A 20848-nucleotide genomic window follows, 5' to 3' on the forward strand; every position below is an offset into this window, starting at 1 on the left:
TGCGAAATACTCCGGGTCCCGCCGTAGGGGTCAGGCGGCGTCGTCCTCGTCCTCGTCCTCGGACTCCGTGAGGACGGGAGAACCGTGGTGGGACCAGAGGCGCCAGCCCTCGGATGTGCGTCGGAACACATTCGTGGCGACGACGAGCTGGCCGACGAGCGGGCCGAGCTCCCCGCCGTCCTCGGCGGGTCCGCCGCTGAGGATGTTCTCCGTGCACGTCACCAGGGCGGTGTCGCCTATCACGGCCACCTTGGTGTCGGTGAGGAAGAACTGGATGTAGTCCGTGTGGGACATGATCAGGGCGTACGAGCGGAGCACCTCGCCGCGGCCGGAGAGCACGGGCCAGCCGGGGTGCACGCAGGAGATCTCGTCCTCCAGCCAGAGCGCCGACAGAGCGTCGAAGTCCCCCCGCTCCATTGCCTCGTAGAAGGCCGTGTTGACCTCTTCGACCGCTTCGATGTCGGTTCTGCTCACAGTGCTCCTTGTCGGTCGTTGAGGATCAGAGTGCCCCTTCCACGGCGCGGGCCACCCGAACCGCGTCCGCGGTCGCCCTCACCTCGTGGACCCGTACGGCCCAGGCGCCCTGGTGGGCGGCGATGGCCGAGACGGCGGCCGTCGCCGCGTCGCGTTCGCGGGCGGGCGGCGGTGCCGCGTCCTGCGCGCCGGCCAGGACCCGGCCGAGGAAACGCTTCCTCGACGCGGCGACCAGCAGCGGGAAGCCCAGTGCGCGCAGTTCGGGCAGGTGGGCGACCAGGGCCAGGTCGTGCTCGGCGTTCTTGGCGAAGCCGAGTCCCGGGTCGACGACGAGCCGCTCGGGGGCGATCCCGCCGGCCACGACGGCGTCGATCCGGTCCCGGAGTTCGGCGGTGACCTCGGCGAGCACGTCCTCGTACACGGCGAGGCTGTTCATGCCGGCGCTGAAGCCGCGCCAGTGCATCACCACGAAGGGCACCTCGGCGGCGGCGACGGCCGGGATCATGCCGGGGTCGGCGAGCCCGCCGCTGACGTCGTTGACGAGTACGGCGCCCGCGGCGACGGCCTGCGCGGCGACGGCCGCGCGCATGGTGTCGACGGAGACGGTGACGCCCTCGGAGGCGAGGCCGCGCACGACGGGGACGACCCGGCGCAGCTCCTCCTCCTCGTCGACGCGGGAGGCGCCGGGCCGGGTGGACTCGCCGCCGACGTCGACGAGGTCGGCGCCCTGCTTGACGAGGTCGAGTCCGCGCTTGACGGCCGCGGTGGTGTCGAACCAGCGGCCGCCGTCGGAGAAGGAGTCGGGCGTGACGTTCACGACGCCCATGACCGCGCAGCGGTCCCACTCCGGCAGACCTGTGACCCGGCCCCTGCCGATGGCTCCGCGCTTCGTGTTCATAGGTCCAAGGGTAGGGCTGACCTGGATACGGCAGGGGCCCCGGCGGTCTGGCGGCCGCCGGGGCCCCTGGGGGCGTACGGGGCGGCTACGCCGCCTGAACCTCGCGTTCCGTCTGCTTCGGGACGGTCGTCATGTGGTTGTGCGTGCACGTGCGGACCGGCTTGGGGCGCCGGCGGCTCGCGAAGAGGCGCGGCAGGGCCAGGGTCACGAAGCCCTCGGCCTGCATCGCGGCGAAGCCGATGCGGGGCAGGTCGCGGGTGGTGCGGAAGACCACGAAGCGGGGCTCCCAGCGGGGGCGGAACTTCGCGTTGAACTTGTAGAGCGACTCGATCTGGAACCAGCGGGACAGGAAGACCAGCAGGCCCCGCCACATCCGCAGGACCGGGCCGGCGCCGATCTTCTCGCCGCGGGCGAGGGCCGAGCGGAACATCGCGAAGTTCAGCGAGACCTTCTCGATCTTCAGACCGGGGGCGGCCTCCAGGGAGGCGACGATCAGCAGCTCGTTCATGCCGGGGTCGGCGGCGCGGTCGCGGCGCATCAGCTCCAGCGACATGCCGTCCTTGCCCCACGGGACGAAGTGCAGGACGGCCTTGAGGTCGCCGAAGGGGCTGGTGTCGCCCTCCTCGACGCGGTGCGCGGTGGCGATGAAGCAGTCGCCGTCGCCCGGGTCGCCGACCCGGCCCAGCGCCATCGAGAAGCCGCGCTCGGTGTCGGTGCCGCGCCAGGCCTCGGCGGCGCCGCGCACCTGCTCCAGCTCCGCTTCGGTGAGCTCGCTGACCCGGCGGACCTTGGTGGTGTAGCCGTTGCGCTCGATGCGCTTCACCATCTGGCGGACATTGCGCATGGCGCGGCCCGAGAGGGAGAAGTCTTTGACATCGACAATCGCCTCGTCACCCAGCTCCAGGGCGTCCAGGCCGGTCTCGCGGGTCCAGACCTCGCCACCGGTCTCGCTGCAGCCCATGACGGCCGGGGTCCAGGAGTGGGCCTTGGCCTCGTCCATGAACCGCTCGATGGCGCCGGGCCACGCCTCGACGTCTCCGATGGGGTCGCCGGAGGCGAGCATCACGCCGGAGACGACGCGGTAGGTGACGGCGGCCTTGCCGCTGGGGGAGAAGACGACGGCCTTGTCGCGGCGGAGCGCGAAGTGCCCGAGCGAGTCGCGGCCGCCGTGCTTGGCGAGGAGCTCGCGCAGCTTGCCCTCGTCGTCGGCGGTGAGCCGGGCGGCCGGGTGCTCGGGGCGGAAGGCCAGGTACATGGTGGTGAGCGCGGTCAGCATGCCGAGCGCGCCGAGGGAGTAGCCGACGGTCCAGGAGACCTGGCCGGCGTAGTCGACGGGGCCCTCGAAGCCGAAGAGGCCGTAGACGACGTGCTTGATCTGCTCGTACAGGCCCGGGTTGCCGACGACCTTGTTCGGGTGGACGTTGACGATGAGCAGTCCGAGCCCGATGGAGCCGGCGCTCATCAGCACGAAGTTCGCGAGCGCCTTCCAGCGGCTGCGCGGGTCGGGCAGCGCCTTGAATTCACCCTGGTGGCGCAGCAGCAGCGCGAAGAGCACCGCCGCGATGACCACGCCGGGGATCGAGTGCCGGTACAGGAACTGCGCCACCGCGCCGGCCGGCAGCAGGACGACCGCCGCCCGCCAGGCCCGGCGCTTGCGGCGCTTGAGGCCGTGCGCGAGCAGCAGGAGCAGGACGCCCGCGCTGATGGCGAGGGCGGCCGCGAACGGGCCGAAGACCGGCAGCACCTCCGCCACGGCGTGGATCCTGCTGTGCCGGAAGCGCGGGAAGACTCCTGCCGCGATGTCCAGAAGGCCGACGATCATGACGGCCGTACCTACCAGGCCGGGCACCGACTCCGGCTGTGGGCCTCGGAGGATTCGGCGGACCCTGCTCGGAACCTGTCCCGACTTATCGCCATCTATCCTGCTAGACATCGCTTCCCGTTGCTCCGCGAGAGATCATGTGGCCGAAGGCCGCGACAGCCTCCGGTGTTGTGGTGCGTCCCTTAGGACGACATCGACGAGGAGCGGGTTCACTCTTTCGTCGGAAAAATCTGTCCTGCCACCAGAAAGTCGACTGACTGCTCATGGGTCTCACGAGTTCTACGGTTCTGGCGTTGGCCATCCTGGCCGGTGTGCTGCTGTTCGCGGCCACGGTCTGGCTGTGGCCGAAGCTCTCGGGCCGCACCTGGCGCGCTGTCGCCGGCCGGATCGGGCTCCTGCTGGCGACGCAGCTGGCGCTGTTCTCGGCTGTGGGTCTCGCGGCTAACAAGTCGTTCCTCTTCTACGGTTCCTGGGCCGACCTGCTCGGCCAGGAGACGTCCATGGGCAAGGTCGTCGACCACTCGATGAGCAGCGACGACATCAAGGTCGTCGACAAGCAGAAGCTGGACGTCCCCGGTGGAGCCAAGCCCCAGGTCGGCGGTCAGATCCTGAAGGTTGCCATAACCGGGCAGAAGTCGAAGATAACGAGCCCCGGCTACGTCTGGCTCCCGCCGGAATACTTCCAGCCGCAGCACAAGGACCAGAACTTCCCCGCCTCCATCGTCCTGACGGGCTACCCGGGCACCGCCGAGAACCTGATCAAAGGGCTCGACTACCCGATGAAGGCCTTCAGCCTGTCCAAGTCGGGCAAGATGAAGCCGATGATCCTGGTCATGCTGCGCCCGACCATCGCGCCGCCGCGTGACACCGAGTGCGTCGACATACCCGGCGGCCCGCAGACCGAGACCTTCTTCGGCGAGGACCTCCCGCAGGCCATCCAGAGCACCTTCCGGGTCGGCAAGAAGCCGCAGAACATGGGCTTCATCGGCAACTCCACGGGCGGTTACTGCGCCCTGAAGATCGCCGCGCACTACCCGCAGACCTTCGGCGCCGCCGCCGGTCTGTCCGCGTACTACGAGGCTCCGGACGACCCGACGACCGGCGACCTGTTCCACGGGGACGAGAAGCTGAAGAAGCGCGCGGACGTGCTGCACAGCATCGAGCACAAGAAGCCGAGCGGTACGTCCTTCCTCGTGACGAGCAGCGAGAAGGGCGAGCCGAACCTCGGCGACACCAAGAAGTTCATCAAGAAGGTGCAGGGCCCGGACCGGGTCTCCTCGATCATCCTCGACAGCGGTGGCCACAACTTCAACACGTGGCGCCGCGAGATCCCGCCGATGCTGGTGTGGATGAGCGGGCGCATCCAGGCCTGAGGCCGTGGACGCGTGCACGGCGGAAGGGCCCGGCTCGGGAGAGCCGGGCCCTTCCGCGTTCCGCGCTACGCCTCCTGCAACTGGGCCCGGCGCAGGGCGCGGTGCACGCCCTCCGGGGTCAGTACGCCGACCAGGGCGCCGGAGTCCGGGTCCGTGACCCCGATCCGGCCCGAGTCCTCCTGCAGCAGGGCCGCGAGCGCCTCGCGCAGCGTCGCGCCCAGCTCCACGGCAGCCGCCGGGGCGTTGCCCTCGGCCGCCGCCAGGTCGGCCGCCTCGACCGCGGTGACCGCGAGCCGCTTCAGGCCGCGGTCGGAGCCGACGAAGGAGGCCACGTACGGGGTGGCCGGCGAGCCGAGGACGGCCGCGGGGCTGGCGAACTGCTCGATGGTGCCCGTCCCGTAGACGGCTATGCGGTCGCCGAGCCGGATGGCCTCCTCCAGGTCGTGCGTGACCAGCAGGATCGTCTTGCGCACCGTCTTCTGCAGGGTCAGGAACTCGTTCTGCAGCCGTTCGCGCACCACGGGGTCCACGGCGCCGAAGGGCTCGTCCATCAGCAGCACCGGCGGATCCGCGGCGAGCGCGCGGGCCACGCCGACGCGCTGGCGCTGCCCGCCCGACAGCTGCTCCGGGTACCGGCCTCCGTACACGGCCGGATCCAGCCCCACGAGTTCGAGCAGCTCGACCGCCCGGGCGCGGGCCTTGGCCTTCGGGGTGCCGATCAGCTGCGGCACGGTGGCCGTGTTCTCCAGCACCGTCTTGTGCGGGAACAGCCCGACCTGCTGGATGACGTACCCGATGCGGCGGCGCAGCTCGACCGGGTCGGCGGCCGCGATGTCCTCGCCGCCGAGCAGGATCCGGCCGGAGGTCGGGTCGATCAGCCGGTTGACCATCTTCATCGTGGTCGTCTTGCCGCAGCCGGACGGTCCCACGAGCGTGACCAGCTCACCCTCCGCCACCTCGAAGGACAGGTCCTCGACGGCTGTCGTCCCGTCGGGGTAGCGCTTGGTCACATGCTCGAATCGGATCACACCGCCATCCTCTCGCACCGGCTCGCCCTGATGTGCGAAGGAATTATGAGGAGAGTGTTACGTCGTTCGAAGGATTCCGGCCATTGTCGGTGGCGGGGGTTAGGGTCACCCCTGTACGCGACGGTGACGGGGGGTGGGGTGCATGGCCGGGCGGAACTGCCTGGTGGCGAACGACTGGATCTGCTGGGACTACGTCACCTCCCGCTCCCAGGAGCTCACCGACGCCACCCTCGAACACATCTGGCTCACGGGCGTGTCCGTCCTGATCGGCATAGCCGTGTCCGTGCCGCTCGCCCTGCTGGCCCGCCGCAGCCGCCGCTGGGCGGCGCCCGTGCTGGCCCTCACCACGCTGCTCTACACGATCCCCTCGCTGGCCATGTTCTCCCTGCTGCTGCCGGTCTTCGGGCTCTCGGCGGCGCTGGTGGTCACCGGGCTCGTGCTGTATTCGCTGACGATCCTGGTGCGCAACGTGCTGGCCGGGCTGGAGGCCGTGCCCGAGGAGGTACGGGAGGCCGCGCGCGGCATGGGGTACGGCCCGGGCCGGCTGCTGTGGCAGGTCGAACTGCCGCTGGCGCTGCCCGCGCTGCTCGCCGGCGTACGGATCGCCACGGTCTCGACGATCGCGCTGACCACGGTCGGCTCCATCGTCGGCAAGGGGGGCCTCGGCAACCTCATCGCCCCGGCGGTGAACAGCTCCTTCAAGGCCCAGGTGCTGACCGCCTCGGTGCTGTGCGTGCTGCTCGCGCTCGTGGCCGACCTGCTGCTGCTGGGCGTACAGCGGCTGCTCACGCCGTGGACCCGGGCCGGAGCCCGGCCGGCGGCTCCGGGGAAGGGGGCCTGAGGCCGTGGGAGTACTGGGAGAGACCTGGGACTGGCTGGCGAACGGCGCCAACTGGTCGGGGGAGAGCGGCGTCTGGCACCGGCTCGGCGAGCACGTCTACGTGAGCGGGGTCGCGCTGGCGATCGCCTGCGCGCTGGCGCTGCCGGTCGGCCTGTACCTCGGCCACCTCGGCAAGGGCGGCGCCCTCGCGATCAACGTCTCCAACATCGGCCGGGCCGTTCCGGTCTTCGCGGTGCTGGCGCTGTTCATGGTCTCCCCGCTGCGCAACGCCGGCTACGTGCCGACCATCGCCGCGCTGGTGCTGTTCGCCCTCCCGCCGCTGCTGACCAACGCGTACGTCGGCATGCGCGAGGTGGACCGCTCGGTGGTGGAGGCGGCCCGGGGCATGGGCATGTCCGGCGGCCAGCTCTTCCTGCGCGTCGAACTGCCGCTCGCGCGCGGTCTGGTGATGACCGGGATGCGCTCGGGCGCGGTGCAGGTCATCGCCACGGCCACGATCGCCGCCATGGTCGGCCAGGGCGGCCTCGGCCGGATCATCACCGCCGGCTTCAACACGTACAACACCCCGCAGGTCGTCGCGGGCGCCCTGCTGGTGGCGGCGCTCGCCCTGCTGGTCGAGGGCGCGCTGGTGGCGGCGGACCGGCTGCTGCCGCGGGCCGCGGGCCACCGCTGATCCCTGTCCATCGCCTCGAAACGGAGTTACTCCATGACCAAGACCACGCGCGTCCTCGGCGCGTCCCTGGGCGCCCTGGCCCTGACGGTGTCGCTGGCCGCGTGCGGCGGCGACAGCCTGGAGAAGAGCAAGGACGGGGGTTCGTCCGCCCCGGCCGCGGACGGCAAGGGCAGCCTGGTGATCGGCGCCGCCGGGTTCACCGAGTCGAACGTGCTGGCCGAGCTGTACGCGCAGGTCCTCAAGGACGCGGGCTACGGCACGTCCGTCAAGACGGTCAACAACCGCGAGCTGTACGAGCCCTCGCTGGAGAAGGGCGAGATCGACGTCGTCCCGGAGTACGCGGCCACGCTCGCGGAGTTCCTCAACGCCAAGGTGAACGGTCCGAAGGCGCCCGAGGAGAAGCCGGTGGCGTCGAGCGACGTCGCGGCGACGGTGGCGGCCCTGGAGAAGCTCGCGGCCCCGCTCGGGCTGAAGGCGCTGCCCGCGGGCGAGGCCGTCGACCAGAACGCATTCGCGGTGACCAAGGAATTCGCCCAGAAGAACAACCTGAAGACCCTTTCCGACCTTGGCAAGTCGGGCCTGAAGGTGAAGATCGCGGCGGGCGACGAATGCTCCGTACGGCCCTTCTGCGCACCGGGGTTGACGAAGACATACGGAATTCAAGTTTCCGGTATTGACCCGAAGGGCGTCGGCACCCCGCAGGCCAAGCAGGCCGTCAAGGACGGCGCCGACCAGCTCGTGCTGACCACGACCACGGACGCCACGCTCGACAGCTTCGGCCTGGTCCTGCTGGAGGACGACAAGAAGCTCCAGAACGCCGACAACGTGCTCCCGGTGGTCAACGCCAAGGACGCCGGCGCCCCCGAGGTCGCGGCCGCCCTCGACAAGCTGACCAAGGTCCTCACGACGGCCGATCTGGTCGACCTGAACCGGAAGGTGGACGCGGAGCGCGCCAAGCCGGCGGACGTCGCGAAGGCCTACCTGGAGTCCAAGGGCCTTCTCAAGAAGTAGAAGTCACGGGGGTTGATGGAGGAATGTGGAGTACCTGCCCGGGAAGAGCGGCAAGAGATTTGCCGGGCGGGTATCCCGCTGGACCCCCACGCCCTGTAAATTTCGGGCCATGCCCCGTGGACGCCACCGCAATCCCGAACCCCTGCACCGGCTGCTCACGCCGACGACCGTCGCAGGTGTGTCCGTCATCAGTGCCGGAGCGGCCTGGCTGCTCGCGGAACCCCTGACGCTGAGGCTGCTCGTGGCCCTCACCGCGGCCACCGGGGTCGGCGGCGCCGTCGTGATGCGCGCCTGGGACCGTTCGGCGGGCCGCCGCGTCGCGGAGCTCCTGCGCGAGCGGGTCAAGGACGAGTGGCGGACGGACGAGCGGATAGCCGAGCTCGAATCCGATCTCGAAGAGGCCCGCGTGCTGCGCGGCCGGCTCGACGCCAAGCTGCGCGCCAAGCGGGTCGAACTCGCCGGGCTGCGGGGCGAGCACGCGGCGCTGCTGCGGCGCTACGCGACCGCCGAGACCGAGCGCGCCAGCGCCCTGGAGGGCCGCCGGCTGCTGGCCATCGAGGCCTCCGCGGCTCCCGCCGCCGCGCCCAAGGAACTTCCCGCCGTCTCCGAGGAGCGCAACTCGGCGGGCGCGCCCACCACGGTCGGCTACGCCCGGGCCCACGCGGCCCTGGGGGCGCTGGCCCGCAGGAAGCAGACGCAGGCGGCCCTGCCCGCGGCCCCCGCCGCAGCGGCCCCGGCCCTCGCGTCGTCGGCCCCCGAGCCCTCGCTCCCCGCACCCGCGGTGCCCGCGTCGTCGGTCCCCGCTGCTCCGGTGCCCGCTTCCTCGGTCCCCGCGCGGCGTCCGGCGGCGGCGGTGGCCCCGTACGCGGCCCAGCGGCGTACGGCCTCGCGCGTCGAGGGCGGCTTCGACTTCTTCGGCACCAAGAACGCGGCGCAGGCCCGCGCGGTGATCGAGGCGGTCCAGAACGAGGACCTGGCCGACGTGGTCGGCGCGGAGGCCCTCGCCGTCCACAAGGCGGAGTCCGCCGAGGCCGCCCCCGGGCCCGAGTTCAAGCCGGCGACCGCCGAGACCCGTGCGGTGGGCCAGGTCATCGACCTGACGGCCCACGACGAGACCGAGCCGATCGACGTGGTCAGGCTGCGCACCGCGATCTCGTAGCACCCGCCGGCGTCCGGCTCCTGGTTCCCGGCTCCTGGTCCGGCCGGGCAGGGCCTCAGAACAGCGGCAGCTGTCCGGGGTGTTCGGGCAGCACGAAGCCGTCCAGCGTCGGCGCGCAGGCGCCGAGCACCACCCGGGCCCGGGATCCGGGACAGGACACCAGGTCGCCGCGTCCGCGCCCGGCAGGGGGGTCGTGGCGGGCGATCCGGCCGGCGGTGACGGCGCAGTCGCGGCCGCAGGAGGGGCAGGCCCGACGGGGGGAGTGGGACATGGCGCCCAGTCTGCCCTGCCCCGCCGACATCAGCCCTGCCGGGCGGCGAGCCAGGCCTCGTGCGCCTGCTGCACCCGGGCCCACAGCGTCGCCCGGTCCGCGGCGCTCAGGTCGTCCAGGTCGCGGCCGAAGACGCTCCCGATGACCTCGAAGAGCTCGTCCGCGTCGGCCAGTTCCCGCTCGCTGGTCCCCTTCGCCGAGTCCAGTCGGGTGAGGATCCGCCCGCGCAGCACGTCCGCGCCCTCCGCGTCACGGCGGAAGAGTGCGAAGGTCCGTACGAAGACCGAGTCCTCGGCGGTCGACAGCCGGGTGTGCATGGCCTCGAAGTCGGCCGTCGCCGCCGGGGCGTCCCGGAAGTTCATGCGGGGCATGTGCATGTCGGGGGTGAGCAGGCTCCAGCCCGCGTCCCCGCTCTCGCCCGCCTGCGGCTCCAACCGCTCCAGCCGGTACCGCAGGCCGCCCTGCTCGTACGTGCCCTCGCGCAGCGGCAGCGGCTCGTACGGGCCGTCCCCGAGCCCGGCGTCCACCCAGTACGTGGCCCCGTCGACGCGGACGGTCAGGGTGAGGTGGCCGCCGCCGACCTCGCGGGAGGCGGCGTCGTCGCACACGCCGCCGACGTGCCGGGTCACCTCGTACCCGAGGGTCTCCAGGAGGAGCGCGAGGCCGCCGTTGAGGTGGAAGCAGTAGCCGCCGCGCCCGGCGGCGAAGCGGCGGGCCGACAGCTCGGGGTCGATGCCGGGCGGCCGGCCGAGCTGGATGTCGATGTTGTCGTAGGCGATGTGCTCCAGGTGGGCGCGCTGCAGCGCGAACAGCCCTTCCACGCCGGGGGCTCCGGGATCGGTGACGCCGAGCCGGCGCAGGTAGCCGTCGAATATGTCAGAGATCATCCGGTCAACCTACGCGCCGGCCGGGCGCGGGCCCCGGGAATTACCCGCGGGGCCCGGCCACTCACGGGCCGGTCCGGCCGAGGGTCGCGACGGCGTCGACCATCTGGTCCCAGAAGCGCCGGGTGTCGAGGGACACGGCGACCTGCGCGTTGACCGGGCGGTCCAGGTACCGGTGCAGGTCCACGACGGTGGCCCCGCGCGTGTACCGGCCGTGCAGTTCCACGGTGACGTTCGCCGGGACGCACTCCACGACCGTCGGGTCGATCACGCGGGCCACGGCGACGGGGTCGTGCAGCGGGGGGTGCGGCATGTTCCACAGCCGGCTGTACGTCGACGCGAAGTAGGCCAGCAATCCGGCGCAGACGTCGCCGAGTTCGGTGCCGAGGGCCTCGAAGCGGGCCAGGACCTCGGGCGTGGCCAGGGCCTGGTGGGTGACGTTGAGCCCGCACATGGTCACGGGGACCCCGCTGCGGAAGACGATGTCCGCGGCCTCAGGGTCGGTGTGGATGTTGAACTCGGACGCCGGGGTGCGGTTGCCCCGCTCCGTGGAGCCTCCCATCAGCACGATCTCGCGGATGCGCGCGGCGCTGTCGGGGTAGCGGGTCAGCAGCAGGGCGATGTTGGTCAGCGGGGCGGTGGGGACCAGGGTGACCGGCTCCGGGTGGTCCACGAGGATCCGGTGGATGAGTTCGACCGCGTGCTCGGGGACCAGGTCGACCGTGGGTTCGGGGAACCGCGGTCCGTCCATCCCGGATTCGCCGTGCACGTCGTCCGCCACGACCAGCGGCTGGAGCAGCGGCCGGTCGCACCCGGCGGCGATGGGAACGTCCGTGATCCCGGCGACGGTGCACACCCGGCGGGCGTTGAGGGAGGTCTTCTCCAGCGTCTGGTTGCCGGCGACGGTGGTGATGGCGAGCAGGTCGACCGCCGGGTTCGCCGCCGCCAGCATGATCGCCAGCGCGTCGTCGTGCCCGGGGTCGCAGTCGATGATGATCGGGACGGGCACGGGCGACCTCCTCGTCGGACTGCGGACCCGTCCAGTCTGCCGCCGGAGAGCCGCTCGGGCGGCCCCTACTTGTCGATGTCGCCGACCACGAAGAACAGCGAGCCCAGGATCGCCACCATGTCCGCGACGAGCTGCCCCGGCAGCAGGACGGCCAGGGCCTGGATGTTGTTGTACGAGGCGCTGCGCAGCTTCAGCCGGTACGGGGTCTTCTCGCCCTTCGAGACGAGGTAGTAGCCGTTGATGCCGAGCGGGTTCTCGGTCCAGGCGTACGTGGCCCCCTCGGGCGCCTTCAGCACCTTCGGCAGGCGCTGGTTGATCGGCCCGGGCGCCAGCTCCGCCATCCGGTCCAGGCAGGCCACGGCCAGGTCGAGCGCGTTGTGGGTCTGGTCCAGCAGGCACTCGAAGCGGGCCAGGCAGTCGCCCTCGGTGCGGGTGACGACCTTGAGGACGTCCTGCAGCTCGCCGTAGGCCAGGTACGGCTCGTCGCGGCGCAGGTCGAAGTCGACGCCGGAGGCGCGGGCGATCGGGCCGGAGACCCCGTACGCGTGCACCGCCTCGGCGGACAGGACGCCGACGCCGCGCGTGCGGGCGCGGAAGATCTCGTTGCCGTGGACCAGCTTGTCGTAGACGTCCATGCGGGTGCGGACGTCGGCGATCGCGGCGCGGGCCCGGCCGAGCCAGCCGGCCGGGAGGTCCTCCTTGAGGCCGCCGACGCGGTTGAACATGTAGTGCATGCGGCCGCCGGAGATCTCCTCCATGACGGCCTGGAGCTCCTCGCGCTCGCGGAACGCGTGGAAGATCGGGGTGATTCCGCCCAGTTCGAGGGGGTACGAGCCGAGGAACATCAGGTGGTTCAGCACCCGGTTCAGCTCGGCGAGCAGGGTCCGCATCCACACGGCCCGCTCGGGGACCTCCATGCCGAGCATCCGCTCGACGGCCATGACCACGCCGAGCTCGTTGGAGAACGCGGACAGCCAGTCGTGGCGGTTCGCGAGCATCACGATCTGCCGGTAGTCGCGGGCCTCGAAGAGTTTCTCGGCGCCGCGGTGCATGTAGCCGACCACGGGCTCGGCGCTGACGATCCGCTCGCCGTCCAGGACGAGGCGCAGGCGCAGCACGCCGTGCGTGGAAGGGTGCTGGGGGCCGATGTTGAGCACCATGTCGGTGCTCTCCGCCGCTCCGCCGATGCCGACCGTGGTCTCCGTCATGCGGGCATTGTCTCAGCCCTACGCTTGGTGGATGGATACGGGGACAGAGGGTGAGACGGGCGGGCCCGTGTGGGTGGGCCTGCCGGGCGGGCTGCTCACTCTGCGGCGGCTGCTGCTGGTGATCTGGGCGACGGCGTTCGCCGTCGTGACCGCCGTCGTACTGGGGCTGACGGGCGGCCCGTGGTGGGCGGCCCTCGGGGTGGTGTGGCTCGCGGTCCTGGGCTGGGGCTGGGTGCTCCTCGGCCGGAACTGGCGGTCCTGGCGGTACGCCGAGCGGGCGGACGACCTGCTGATCAGCCGCGGGGTGCTGTGGCGGGAGGAGACCGTGGTCCCGTACGGGCGGATGCAGCTGGTCGAGGTCACCTCGGGCCCGCTGGAGCGGCGCTTCGGGCTGGCCTCGCTCCAGCTGCACACGGCGGCCGCGGCCACCGACGCCAAGATCCCGGGCCTGGCGCCGGCCGAGGCGGAGCGGCTGCGCGACAGGCTCACCGCCCTCGGCGAGGCAAGGTCGGCGGGCCTGTGACGGCCGGTCCGGCGGGCGGCGACCCGCTGATTCCCATCCCCGCCCCCGGCGCCGAGCCCGGCGCAGGCGGACGGCGGCTGCACCCCTTCACGCCGCTGCGCCGCGCCTGGGTGCCGATCGCCGCGACCGTCGGAGTGATCGCCCACCAGGGCGACCAGGCCCAGAAGTGGGTGGCGGACCTGTCCGTCCTGCTCCGGCTGCTGGCGCTGGCCGGCATCATCCTCGTGTTCGCCGTGTACGGCTTCCTGAGCTGGTGGTTCACCCACTACGCCGTGACCGACACCGAACTGCGCATCCGTACCGGGCTGCTCTTCCGCCGCACCGCGCACATCCGCCTCGACCGCCTCCAGGCCGTGGACGTCACCCGCCCGCTGCTGGCCCGGCTGACCGGCGTCGCCAGCCTGCGCCTCGACGTCATCGGCACCGACGACAAGGACCAGCTGTCCTTCCTCGGCGAGAAGGAGGCCGTCGCCCTGCGCGCCGAGCTCCTGGCCCGCGCGGCGGGCTTCGCCCCCGAGGAGGCGGTGCGCCTGGGCGAGGCCCCCGACACGGAGCTGCTGCGCGTGACCCCGCGCGAGCTGGTCGTGTCACTGCTGCTCAGCCTCGGCGTCCTGGGCGCGCTCGCGGCCGGGATCGTCGGGCCGGTGGCCGTGTGGTGGTTCAGCTCCAGCCCGTGGGCGGCCGTCGTCGCCGTCCTCCCGCTGCTCGGCGCGGTCTGGGCCGGCACCGTCGGCCGCTTCCTCACGGAGTACGACTGGCGGGTCGCGGACTCCCCGGACGGGCTGCGCCTGGACCACGGAATGCTGGACCGGGCCCACGAGACCGTGCCGCCGGGGCGGGTGCAGACCGTACGGATCGTGGAGCCGCTGCTGTGGCGGCGGCGCGACCGGGTCCGCGTGGAGCTGGCCGTGGCGGGCTCGAAGAACGAGGTCCTGGTCCCGGTGGCCTCGCGGGCCGCCGCGTACGCCGTGATCGCCCGGGTGCTGCCCGGGGTGGATCTGGCGGCCCTGGCCTTCTCCGGCTCCCCGCGGGCCGGCTCGCGCTGGGTGGTCCCGGTGTGGTGGAAGGGCTACGCGCTGGCCGTCTCCCCGGAGGTGTTCGCCGCCCGGCACGGCCGCCTGTGCCGCCGTACGGAGATCGTCCCGCACGCCAAGGCGCAGAGCGTCCGCCTCAGCCAGGGCCCGTGGGCCCGCGCCCGCGGCCTGGCGGACGTGCACGTGGACACCGGCGCGAACGGGACGGTCACGGCCCGGCTGCGGGCTGCGGACGAGGCCGCCGCCCTGCTGGCCGCCCAGGCCGTCCGCGCCCGCACCTCCCGCGCCTCGGCCCGCCCGGACCGCTGGATGACACAGCCGGACGCGTGAGCCGGACGGGGCGGGCGGCTGCGGGGGCGGAGAACCCCTAGCTCTGGCGCGGCCGCCCTCGCTTCGGTGCGGGAGGGCGCCACGAGGCGATGGCGTCCGCGGAGACCCCGAGCTCGTCCTGATGGTGGGTGAAGGCGCCCCGCATCTCGTCGTACGCGTGCGAGGGCTCGACAGGGCCGAGTCCGCATCCGGTCCGGGGTACCCAGGGCAGCACCTCCTGCAGCGCCGCGAGCAGAGGGAGTGCCGACTCCGGGCTCTTGGCCAGGGCGGCGGCGCTGGATTCCAGGAGGGCGAGCAGTGCCCTCGCGCGTTCCTCGGCGTCCCATCCGGCCCAGCCGATCACCGTGGTCGATGACAGCGGAGAGAAGGGCGGCAGATACGAGGTGAACCGTTCGTTGGGGAGGTCGAGCTTGCCTCGCTGCTGCCAGTAGGACGGCTTGAGGAAGTCCGCGGAGGTGAAGCGCCGCGGAACGGGCGATGCACCGTTGCCGATGCCGGGCTCTTGATCATCTGCGTCTCCTCGGGCCTGCTCCTGCTGCCATTGCCGTTCCCACGTCACCTCCCATTCGCGCCGCTTGGCCAGCCCGGATGCTTTGTAGCGCAGTGCGGCGGCCGCAGGTACGTGGGTGTCCGCAATCAGGTTTCTCACCGTGTCGAGGAGGCGCGCCTCAGGGGCGTAGAGCGATGCGAGCGCGACGAACTCCCCGTCCTCCTCCAGCAGCTCGGCCAGTTCCCTCACGGTGTGGGTGACCGGGCGGCTTCGCCCGTTCTCTTCCGCATGCCACAGGCAGGGCCTTTCGCAGAGGTCGAGCATGCGGCCCCGAAGGGTGGCCTGGACCATGTCCGGCCAGTCCGGGACCGACCAGCGGTGCTTGTACTCCGCTCGCTCAAGCAGCGTCAGCACAGGACTCCGGGAGATGGCCTCGATACGACGTCGTACGAGGTCCCGATACGCGGGCGGCCAATCACGGGGAGGCTCGGTCACGGGGAGCACCCCGTGCCGCTCGAACCATGTCGAGGAGGCCTCGCCGTTGGCCACCTGGCGTGCCAGCACGATCTCGAACGCGCGCCGGCCGACTTCGATCGCCGGTACATCCGACAGTGGCCCGGTCACCCGGCTGTCGTCGGGGAGCAGTCCGTACATGCCGTACACCTGCCAGTCCAGCTCCTCTTGGAGACTCACCATCCGCGAGCGCGCCGCAGCGTATCGGCGCTCCGCCGATGCCAGGTACTCCGGAGTGAGCCGGGTATCGGGGGCAGACAATTCCGACAGGTATTCCGTCAGCTGGGTAGCGAGGCGGTCGAGCTCTTCGGCGTGGTCGAGAGGGAACGTGTCGGGCAGGGGAAGGTCGAGCAGCCGGGTCGAGGTGAACTCGTAGATCTTTTCCCATGACTCGCCACCACGCAGCTGGTCGGCTCTGGGCTGCCCCTTGCTCTGGCTCATCTGCTTGAGCCAGAAGCAGACGGCCGAGCTGTTGAGGACTCCCAGTAGCTGGAGGTGTTCCGTGTCCGACGCGTTCGGCGGGAGCTTGATGACCGGCGCTGAGTTGAGCGGGACCAGGGAGCCCCGGACCAGACTGAAGTGCGGGTGTGTGGAAACCCAGGGGAAGGCGATGGACCACGGGTGCACGTTCCAGGCCGGGGCGACCTGATGCCAGTCGTACCAATCCGATCTCTTCTTGATGCCGGCGCGCTGGCTCAGATCCGACTTGTAGGGCCACAGGCGGCGGCTGTGACCAGGCAGCTGCTCCAGATCGAGGAGCTCGAGGTGTCTGCCCCCGCGGGTGAAGAACGCCTCGGAGTCGGCGTGCGCACCCCAGTCGCGCACCCCGGAACCGGTCAGTACCTGTACGCGGGCCTGCTTCTCCGTGCCATGGCGATCGAACGAGTGAGCCGGAGCGCAGAACGCGTCGTCGGAACCCGTGTTGGCCGCATAGCCGATCCGGGCGACACGTTCGCGGAGCCGCTCCCCCCGTTCCATGCGGTGCAGCAGGTCCCTGACGGACGAATCCGCCAGGTTCCATGGGAAGCGGGCCAGCTCGCCACGGTCCTGGAGGAAGGACTCGGCCCACTGATCGGTGATGCCGGGCGTACGGGACATGCGAAGCAGTGACTGCCAGACGAGCCCCTCGCCCGGGTTCTCAGGCATCGAGGGTTCGCCCTGGCGCCCCGCGACGACATGGACGGGCAGTGCTGGATCGGGAGTACGGCTCCGCCCGGCGAGGATGGCCGTGGGTGTGCCGTGGCCGGGGATGTAGGCCCCTGACGTGTCGATCACGTGAGAGATCTCCACCTGGGACAGCACGCGCTCGATGAGCTGCTGCCCGAACTCCCGCTTCATGAAGGAGTTGGCCAACAGCTGACCGACGTGTCCCTCCTTCTGCCGGGCGAGGTGGAATGCGAGTTCCGTGAAGGGGACCGTCTGTGCGTAGCGCCCGCTGCAGCTCCTGTAGGCGTCGCGGTAGGTCGCGAACAGGGCCTTGTCCTTTACGGTGACGGCCGGCGGGTTGGACACCACCACGTGGTAGCCGTCGGGACCGAAGAGCCCGTGCCTGTCCGCGTACTCGGCGAACTCCTGCTCCGGCCCGGACTCGGTCGGGTCCGGTTCCGATCGGAAGAGGGAGGGGGCGGGCTCCGTACCCAAGCCCTTGATCAGCGCGTCTGCAGCCGTGACCACGACGGGCAGGTCCGGCACGTCGTCCAGGCGCCGTTCCCCTGCGGCGCTCATGGCGGCGATGAGGAGTCTGAAGCGAGTGATGCTCACGGCACCGGGGTCGATGTCGCACCCGTGAAGTGATCTCAGGGCTCTGGCGGCCCGCTGCCACGGACTCATGTCGCTTCCGATGTCGGTCCATCGCCGGAAGAGGCGATCGAAGGCGCCGATGAGGAAGTTTCCTGATCCGCAGGCGGGATCGATGACCCGGAGTGCTTGTAGCGCCGAGAGGGAGGACGCGGAGGCGTCGAGCGCCGGATCGAGGGTGAGATCGAGGATCAGGGTGACCACGAACTCCGGGGTCGGAACCGATCCGTACACCGTTCGGGCCGGCTCGTTGAGGCTGATGTACAGGTCCTGGAGGAAGCGGGTTCCTCGTGACTCGTCCGTGAAGTCGTGGATGAGGAGACCCTCCGGGGAGCGGAGGTTCCAGAAGGCCAGGAGCGCGGCGCAGGCTTCCTGACTGGGCTTGATGCTCCACATGGGGTTCGTCCGCCGGCTGAAGACCTGGGCCATCGTCGGCTGGGAACTGAGCCGGTCCACCGCGGTGATGATCATTTCACGCGCGTGCACCTCGCCCTCGGCCCCGACGATGCCGGGTGAGTCGAGCAGTTCGTTGTCCTCACAGAACCTGACGATGGCCGTGGCGAGCACCCAGGCAGCGGCCACCTGCGCGACCTTTTCGTCCCGCCAGGTGTGCCAGGTGGCGGAGGTCAGTGACTTCGCCGTGAGGTGCTTGTACTCATCCGCCAGGGCGGCGGTGGCCGGACCGGTCCGGGCGCGCTCGCGCAGGTCTCGTCCGAGGATGACGGCCTGTCGCGCCAGGTCCTGGGTCAGGAGGTTGCTGGAGATCATGTGCCGCTTCCTGGTCGGTGGTCCTCGCGGTGCGCCCGAGCTTCCGGTCCATCCCGTTCAGGTTATCACCGTGAGAGTGTCGTAAAAGCTTGAGAGTGTTAGCGCGCTCCTCTAGCCTCTTCGTCGGCGGTGCAGTCGATCGACTCCACCCGGCCGCGGCGGAAGGGGAGTCTCATGACTGTTAACAACCCGGCGTTTCGGGGGGTCTGGCTGGCGATCATCACGATCGGCAGCTTCGTTGGCGCGGTGGTCGCCTTTGCGATCTTCCTGTGGGCCGAGCAGGGGCTGGCGGCCTCGTGTGCGGCCGGCGGGGCGACCTTCGCAGGGCTCATGTTTCTCGGGTTCGGTGCTCGGCAGTTCCTCGCCGGTTGAGGTGCCCCGCTGGATGAACAGGGCTCGCGCTCCCCTTAGGAGTACACTTCTTAGGGGTGTACTCCTAAGGAGTGGGAAGATGCGGCATCGATCAGGGCCGAGCAAGCCGTCCCATGTCTTCGATCGCGGTGCGGAGTGGGAGAGCCTCACCGCCTTCGTGGGCAGACCGATGCCGCACGCGATGCTCGGCATCGTCAGCGGCAGGCGGCGCATGGGCAAGACCTACCTGCTACGTGCCTTGGTGGAGCAGCAGCAGGGCTTCTACTTCGGGGCCACGGCTGCGACCGAGGCGGAATCTCTGCGTCAGTTCGGGGCAGCGCTGGCAGAACACGCGCGCTCCCCGGTCCCCTTCTCCTTCGCCACCTGGGACGACGCGATCTCATACCTCTTCGGCCTCGGCGCCCCTGACCGGGGGACCGGACCACTGCTCGTGGTCATCGACGAGTTTCCCTACTTGGCGAAGGCCGCACCGGAACTGCCGTCGCTCATCCAGCGGGAGATCGACCGGTTCCAGGTCGAGGCGAACCGGATGAGGTTGCTCCTGTGCGGATCGGCGATGTCCGTCATGGGGGGACTGCTCGCCAGTACCGCGCCGTTGCGGGGGCGGGCACAGTTGGAACTCGTGGTGCGTCCCTTCGGATATCGAGCTGCCGCCGACTTCTGGGGCGTCGCCGGGAGTCCCGCTCTTGCCGCCCGGCTCCACGCCGTGCTCGGGGGTACGCCCGCTTACCGGCGGCAGTTCCTGGCGGATGACGTTCCCGGGAGCCTGGAAGAGTTCGGCGACTGGATCTGCCGTACGGTCCTGTCGCCGTACAGCCCGCTCTTCCGCGAGGCGCGGTACCTGCTCGCCGAAGAAGCGGACATCCGTGACGGTGCCCTGTACCACTCGGTGCTCGCTGCGGTGGCTCAGGGGAACAGCACGAGGGGTGGGATCGCGGGCTATATCGGCCGGAAGTCCGTGGACATCTCCCACCCGCTCAACGTGCTGGAGGACAGTCACCTGTTGGTACGGGACGCGGATCTCTTCCGGGCCGGGAAATCCCAGTACAGGATCACCGAGCCGCTGATCAACTTCTACGAGGCGGTGATGCGTCCGGCATGGGCCCGGCTGGAGAGCGGGCACGCGGCCGAGGTCTGGGCACAGTCGGCGGAGCGTTTCGCGGCGCAGGTGGCAGGACCGCACTTCGAGGCGATCTGTCGTGAGTACGTGCTCGGCCCGGGCAGGTCCCTGCTCGGTACCTCGCTCGGTCAGGTGGGCGGCGGCATCGTGTCCGATCCGGCCACCCGGCAGCAGATCCAGATCGACGTCGCCGTCGTTGAAGCAGGGGCCGGAGACAGGAGGCCAACGGTGGCGATGCTGGGTGAGGCCAAATGGGGGACGGTCATGGGGCAGAACCACGTGGAGAGGCTCCGGCGCGCGCGAGAGGTGCTCGCTGGACGCGGGATGGACGTCACCCGGTGCGCGCTCGCGTGTTTCAGCGCCGCGGGGTTCAGCGGCGCACTGCGAGACGAGGTGGCAAAGGACGGTGGAGACGTGCTCTTGATCGGTCTCGATGAGCTGTACGGCCGGGTGACCCCCGCCAGGCTCTTCGGGTAGGACCGAACGGCAGGAGGTGGCTCGGCGCACGGCACCGGCGGGTGTTCCCCTCGGGCCGGGCAGCCCGAGAGGAACAGCCGAAGGCGGGGCTAGCCGGCGCCGCCGCCCGCGCGGACCAGGCCCGTCTCGTACGCCAGGACCACCACCTGGACGCGGTCGCGCAGGCCCAGCTTCGTCAGGATGCGGCCCACGTGGGTCTTCACGGTCGCCTCCGACAGGACCAGCCGGGCCGCGATCTCCCCGTTCGACAGCCCCTGGGCCACCAGCAGCATGACCTCGCGCTCGCGCTCCGTCAGCCGCTCGATCTCCTTGTTCTGCGGCTCCTGCGTGGTCGTCGGCAGCATCGGCGCGAAGCGGTCCAGCAGCCGCCGCGTCGTGGACGGGGCGACCACCGCGTCCCCGCTGTGCACCGAGCGGATGGCCGCCAGCAGTTCCGCCGGCGGGACGTCCTTCAGCATGAAGCCGCTCGCCCCGGCCTTCAGGCCCGAGAAGGCGTACTCGTCCAGGTCGAAGGTGGTCAGGATGATGACCTTCGGGTGCTCCTCCGGCTCGCAGATCCGCCGCGTCGCCTCGACACCGTCCAGCCTGGGCATGCGGACGTCCATCAGCACCACGTCCACCTTCGTGGCCCGCAGCACCTCCAGCGCCTCCAGGCCGTCGCCCGCTTCGGCGACGACCTCCATGTCCGGCTGGGCGGCGAGCACCATCCGGAAGCCGGTGCGCAGCAGCACCTGGTCGTCGACCAGCATCACTCGGATGGACATCAGTTACCT

At 70.8% G+C, this 20848-nt stretch carries 19 protein-coding genes; 9 read left to right on the forward strand and 10 right to left on the reverse strand.

Annotated elements, in window-relative coordinates; translation table 11 throughout:
- Nucleotides 1-30 precede the first annotated feature (30 nt).
- From AB0D29_RS02250 to AB0D29_RS02260, 3 genes are all read right to left on the reverse strand, one after another.
- Nucleotides 31-474 (reverse strand): nuclear transport factor 2 family protein, encoded by a 444-nt coding sequence (locus AB0D29_RS02250; protein ID WP_362851743.1) that lies wholly within the window; start codon nt 472-474, stop codon nt 31-33.
- 25 nt (nt 475-499) lie between these two features.
- Nucleotides 500-1372 (reverse strand): dihydropteroate synthase, encoded by an 873-nt coding sequence (gene folP, locus AB0D29_RS02255; protein ID WP_362851744.1) that lies wholly within the window; start codon nt 1370-1372, stop codon nt 500-502.
- A gap of 85 nt (nt 1373-1457) precedes the next feature.
- The gene (locus tag AB0D29_RS02260) at nt 1458-3305 is read right to left on the reverse strand and encodes a phosphatidylglycerol lysyltransferase domain-containing protein (RefSeq protein WP_362851745.1); all 1848 of its coding nucleotides are present in this window, start codon (nt 3303-3305) and stop codon (nt 1458-1460) included.
- Nucleotides 3306-3457: 152 nt separating this feature from the next.
- Between AB0D29_RS02260 and AB0D29_RS02265 the strand changes: the two genes are divergently transcribed.
- Nucleotides 3458-4567: an alpha/beta hydrolase-fold protein gene (locus AB0D29_RS02265; protein WP_362851746.1), complete on the forward strand. Its 1110-nt coding sequence runs from the start codon at nt 3458-3460 to the stop codon at nt 4565-4567.
- A 65-nt stretch (nt 4568-4632) separates the two neighbouring features.
- Here AB0D29_RS02265 and AB0D29_RS02270 read toward each other — a convergent pair whose 3' ends face one another.
- Entirely contained in the window at nt 4633-5595 is a 963-nt protein-coding gene (locus AB0D29_RS02270) for an ATP-binding cassette domain-containing protein (protein WP_362851747.1), read from the reverse strand.
- A gap of 142 nt (nt 5596-5737) precedes the next feature.
- Here AB0D29_RS02270 and AB0D29_RS02275 point away from each other — a divergent pair, with 142 nt between their 5' ends.
- From AB0D29_RS02275 to AB0D29_RS02290, 4 genes are all read left to right on the forward strand, one after another.
- A complete protein-coding gene (locus AB0D29_RS02275; RefSeq protein WP_362851748.1) occupies nt 5738-6436 on the forward strand; it encodes an ABC transporter permease in 699 nt (232 codons plus the stop codon).
- Between the two features lie 4 nt (nt 6437-6440).
- Nucleotides 6441-7109 carry an ABC transporter permease gene (locus tag AB0D29_RS02280; RefSeq protein WP_362851749.1) on the forward strand — a complete coding sequence of 223 codons (669 nt, stop codon included), beginning with the start codon at nt 6441-6443 and terminating at the stop codon, nt 7107-7109.
- 33 nt (nt 7110-7142) lie between these two features.
- Complete coding sequence (locus tag AB0D29_RS02285) at nt 7143-8120, forward strand: ABC transporter substrate-binding protein (protein ID WP_362851750.1); 978 nt, start codon at nt 7143-7145, stop codon at nt 8118-8120.
- A 109-nt stretch (nt 8121-8229) separates the two neighbouring features.
- Nucleotides 8230-9279 (forward strand): hypothetical protein, encoded by a 1050-nt coding sequence (locus AB0D29_RS02290; RefSeq protein WP_362851751.1) that lies wholly within the window; start codon nt 8230-8232, stop codon nt 9277-9279.
- A gap of 55 nt (nt 9280-9334) precedes the next feature.
- Here AB0D29_RS02290 and AB0D29_RS02295 read toward each other — a convergent pair whose 3' ends face one another.
- The 4 genes from AB0D29_RS02295 to AB0D29_RS02310 form a co-directional block, all read right to left on the reverse strand.
- A complete protein-coding gene (locus tag AB0D29_RS02295) occupies nt 9335-9550 on the reverse strand; it encodes a hypothetical protein (protein ID WP_362851752.1) in 216 nt (71 codons plus the stop codon).
- Between the two features lie 29 nt (nt 9551-9579).
- On the reverse strand, nt 9580-10437 hold the full coding sequence (locus AB0D29_RS02300; RefSeq protein WP_362851753.1) for an arylamine N-acetyltransferase: 858 nt from the start codon (nt 10435-10437) through the stop codon (nt 9580-9582).
- Nucleotides 10438-10498: 61 nt separating this feature from the next.
- Nucleotides 10499-11443 (reverse strand): nucleoside hydrolase, encoded by a 945-nt coding sequence (locus AB0D29_RS02305; protein WP_362851754.1) that lies wholly within the window; start codon nt 11441-11443, stop codon nt 10499-10501.
- A 65-nt stretch (nt 11444-11508) separates the two neighbouring features.
- Nucleotides 11509-12651, reverse strand: coding sequence for an NADH-quinone oxidoreductase subunit D (locus tag AB0D29_RS02310; protein ID WP_362851755.1), 1143 nt, complete (start codon nt 12649-12651; stop codon nt 11509-11511).
- Between the two features lie 31 nt (nt 12652-12682).
- Between AB0D29_RS02310 and AB0D29_RS02315 the strand changes: the two genes are divergently transcribed.
- Nucleotides 12683-13174, forward strand: coding sequence for a PH domain-containing protein (locus tag AB0D29_RS02315; protein ID WP_362851756.1), 492 nt, complete (start codon nt 12683-12685; stop codon nt 13172-13174).
- A 26-nt stretch (nt 13175-13200) separates the two neighbouring features.
- A complete protein-coding gene (locus AB0D29_RS02320; RefSeq protein WP_362851804.1) occupies nt 13201-14538 on the forward strand; it encodes a PH domain-containing protein in 1338 nt (445 codons plus the stop codon).
- A 37-nt stretch (nt 14539-14575) separates the two neighbouring features.
- Here the strand turns inward: AB0D29_RS02320 and pglX are convergent, their stop codons facing one another.
- Nucleotides 14576-18106 (reverse strand): BREX-2 system adenine-specific DNA-methyltransferase PglX, encoded by a 3531-nt coding sequence (pglX, locus tag AB0D29_RS02325; protein WP_362851757.1) that lies wholly within the window; start codon nt 18104-18106, stop codon nt 14576-14578.
- A gap of 174 nt (nt 18107-18280) precedes the next feature.
- Between pglX and AB0D29_RS02330 the strand changes: the two genes are divergently transcribed.
- Both AB0D29_RS02330 and AB0D29_RS02335 read left to right on the forward strand, forming a co-directional pair.
- A complete protein-coding gene (locus tag AB0D29_RS02330) occupies nt 18281-18478 on the forward strand; it encodes a hypothetical protein (RefSeq protein ID WP_362851758.1) in 198 nt (65 codons plus the stop codon).
- A gap of 79 nt (nt 18479-18557) precedes the next feature.
- A complete protein-coding gene (locus AB0D29_RS02335; RefSeq protein ID WP_362851759.1) occupies nt 18558-20075 on the forward strand; it encodes an ATP-binding protein in 1518 nt (505 codons plus the stop codon).
- Between the two features lie 89 nt (nt 20076-20164).
- On the opposite strand, the gene AB0D29_RS02340 is transcribed toward AB0D29_RS02335, so the two are convergent.
- The gene (locus tag AB0D29_RS02340; RefSeq protein WP_030720455.1) at nt 20165-20839 is read right to left on the reverse strand and encodes a response regulator transcription factor; all 675 of its coding nucleotides are present in this window, start codon (nt 20837-20839) and stop codon (nt 20165-20167) included.
- Nucleotides 20840-20848: the final 9 nt, after the last annotated feature.

The organism is Streptomyces sp. NPDC048424, from assembly GCF_040651555.1.
Lineage (GTDB): Bacteria > Actinomycetota > Actinomycetes > Streptomycetales > Streptomycetaceae > Streptomyces.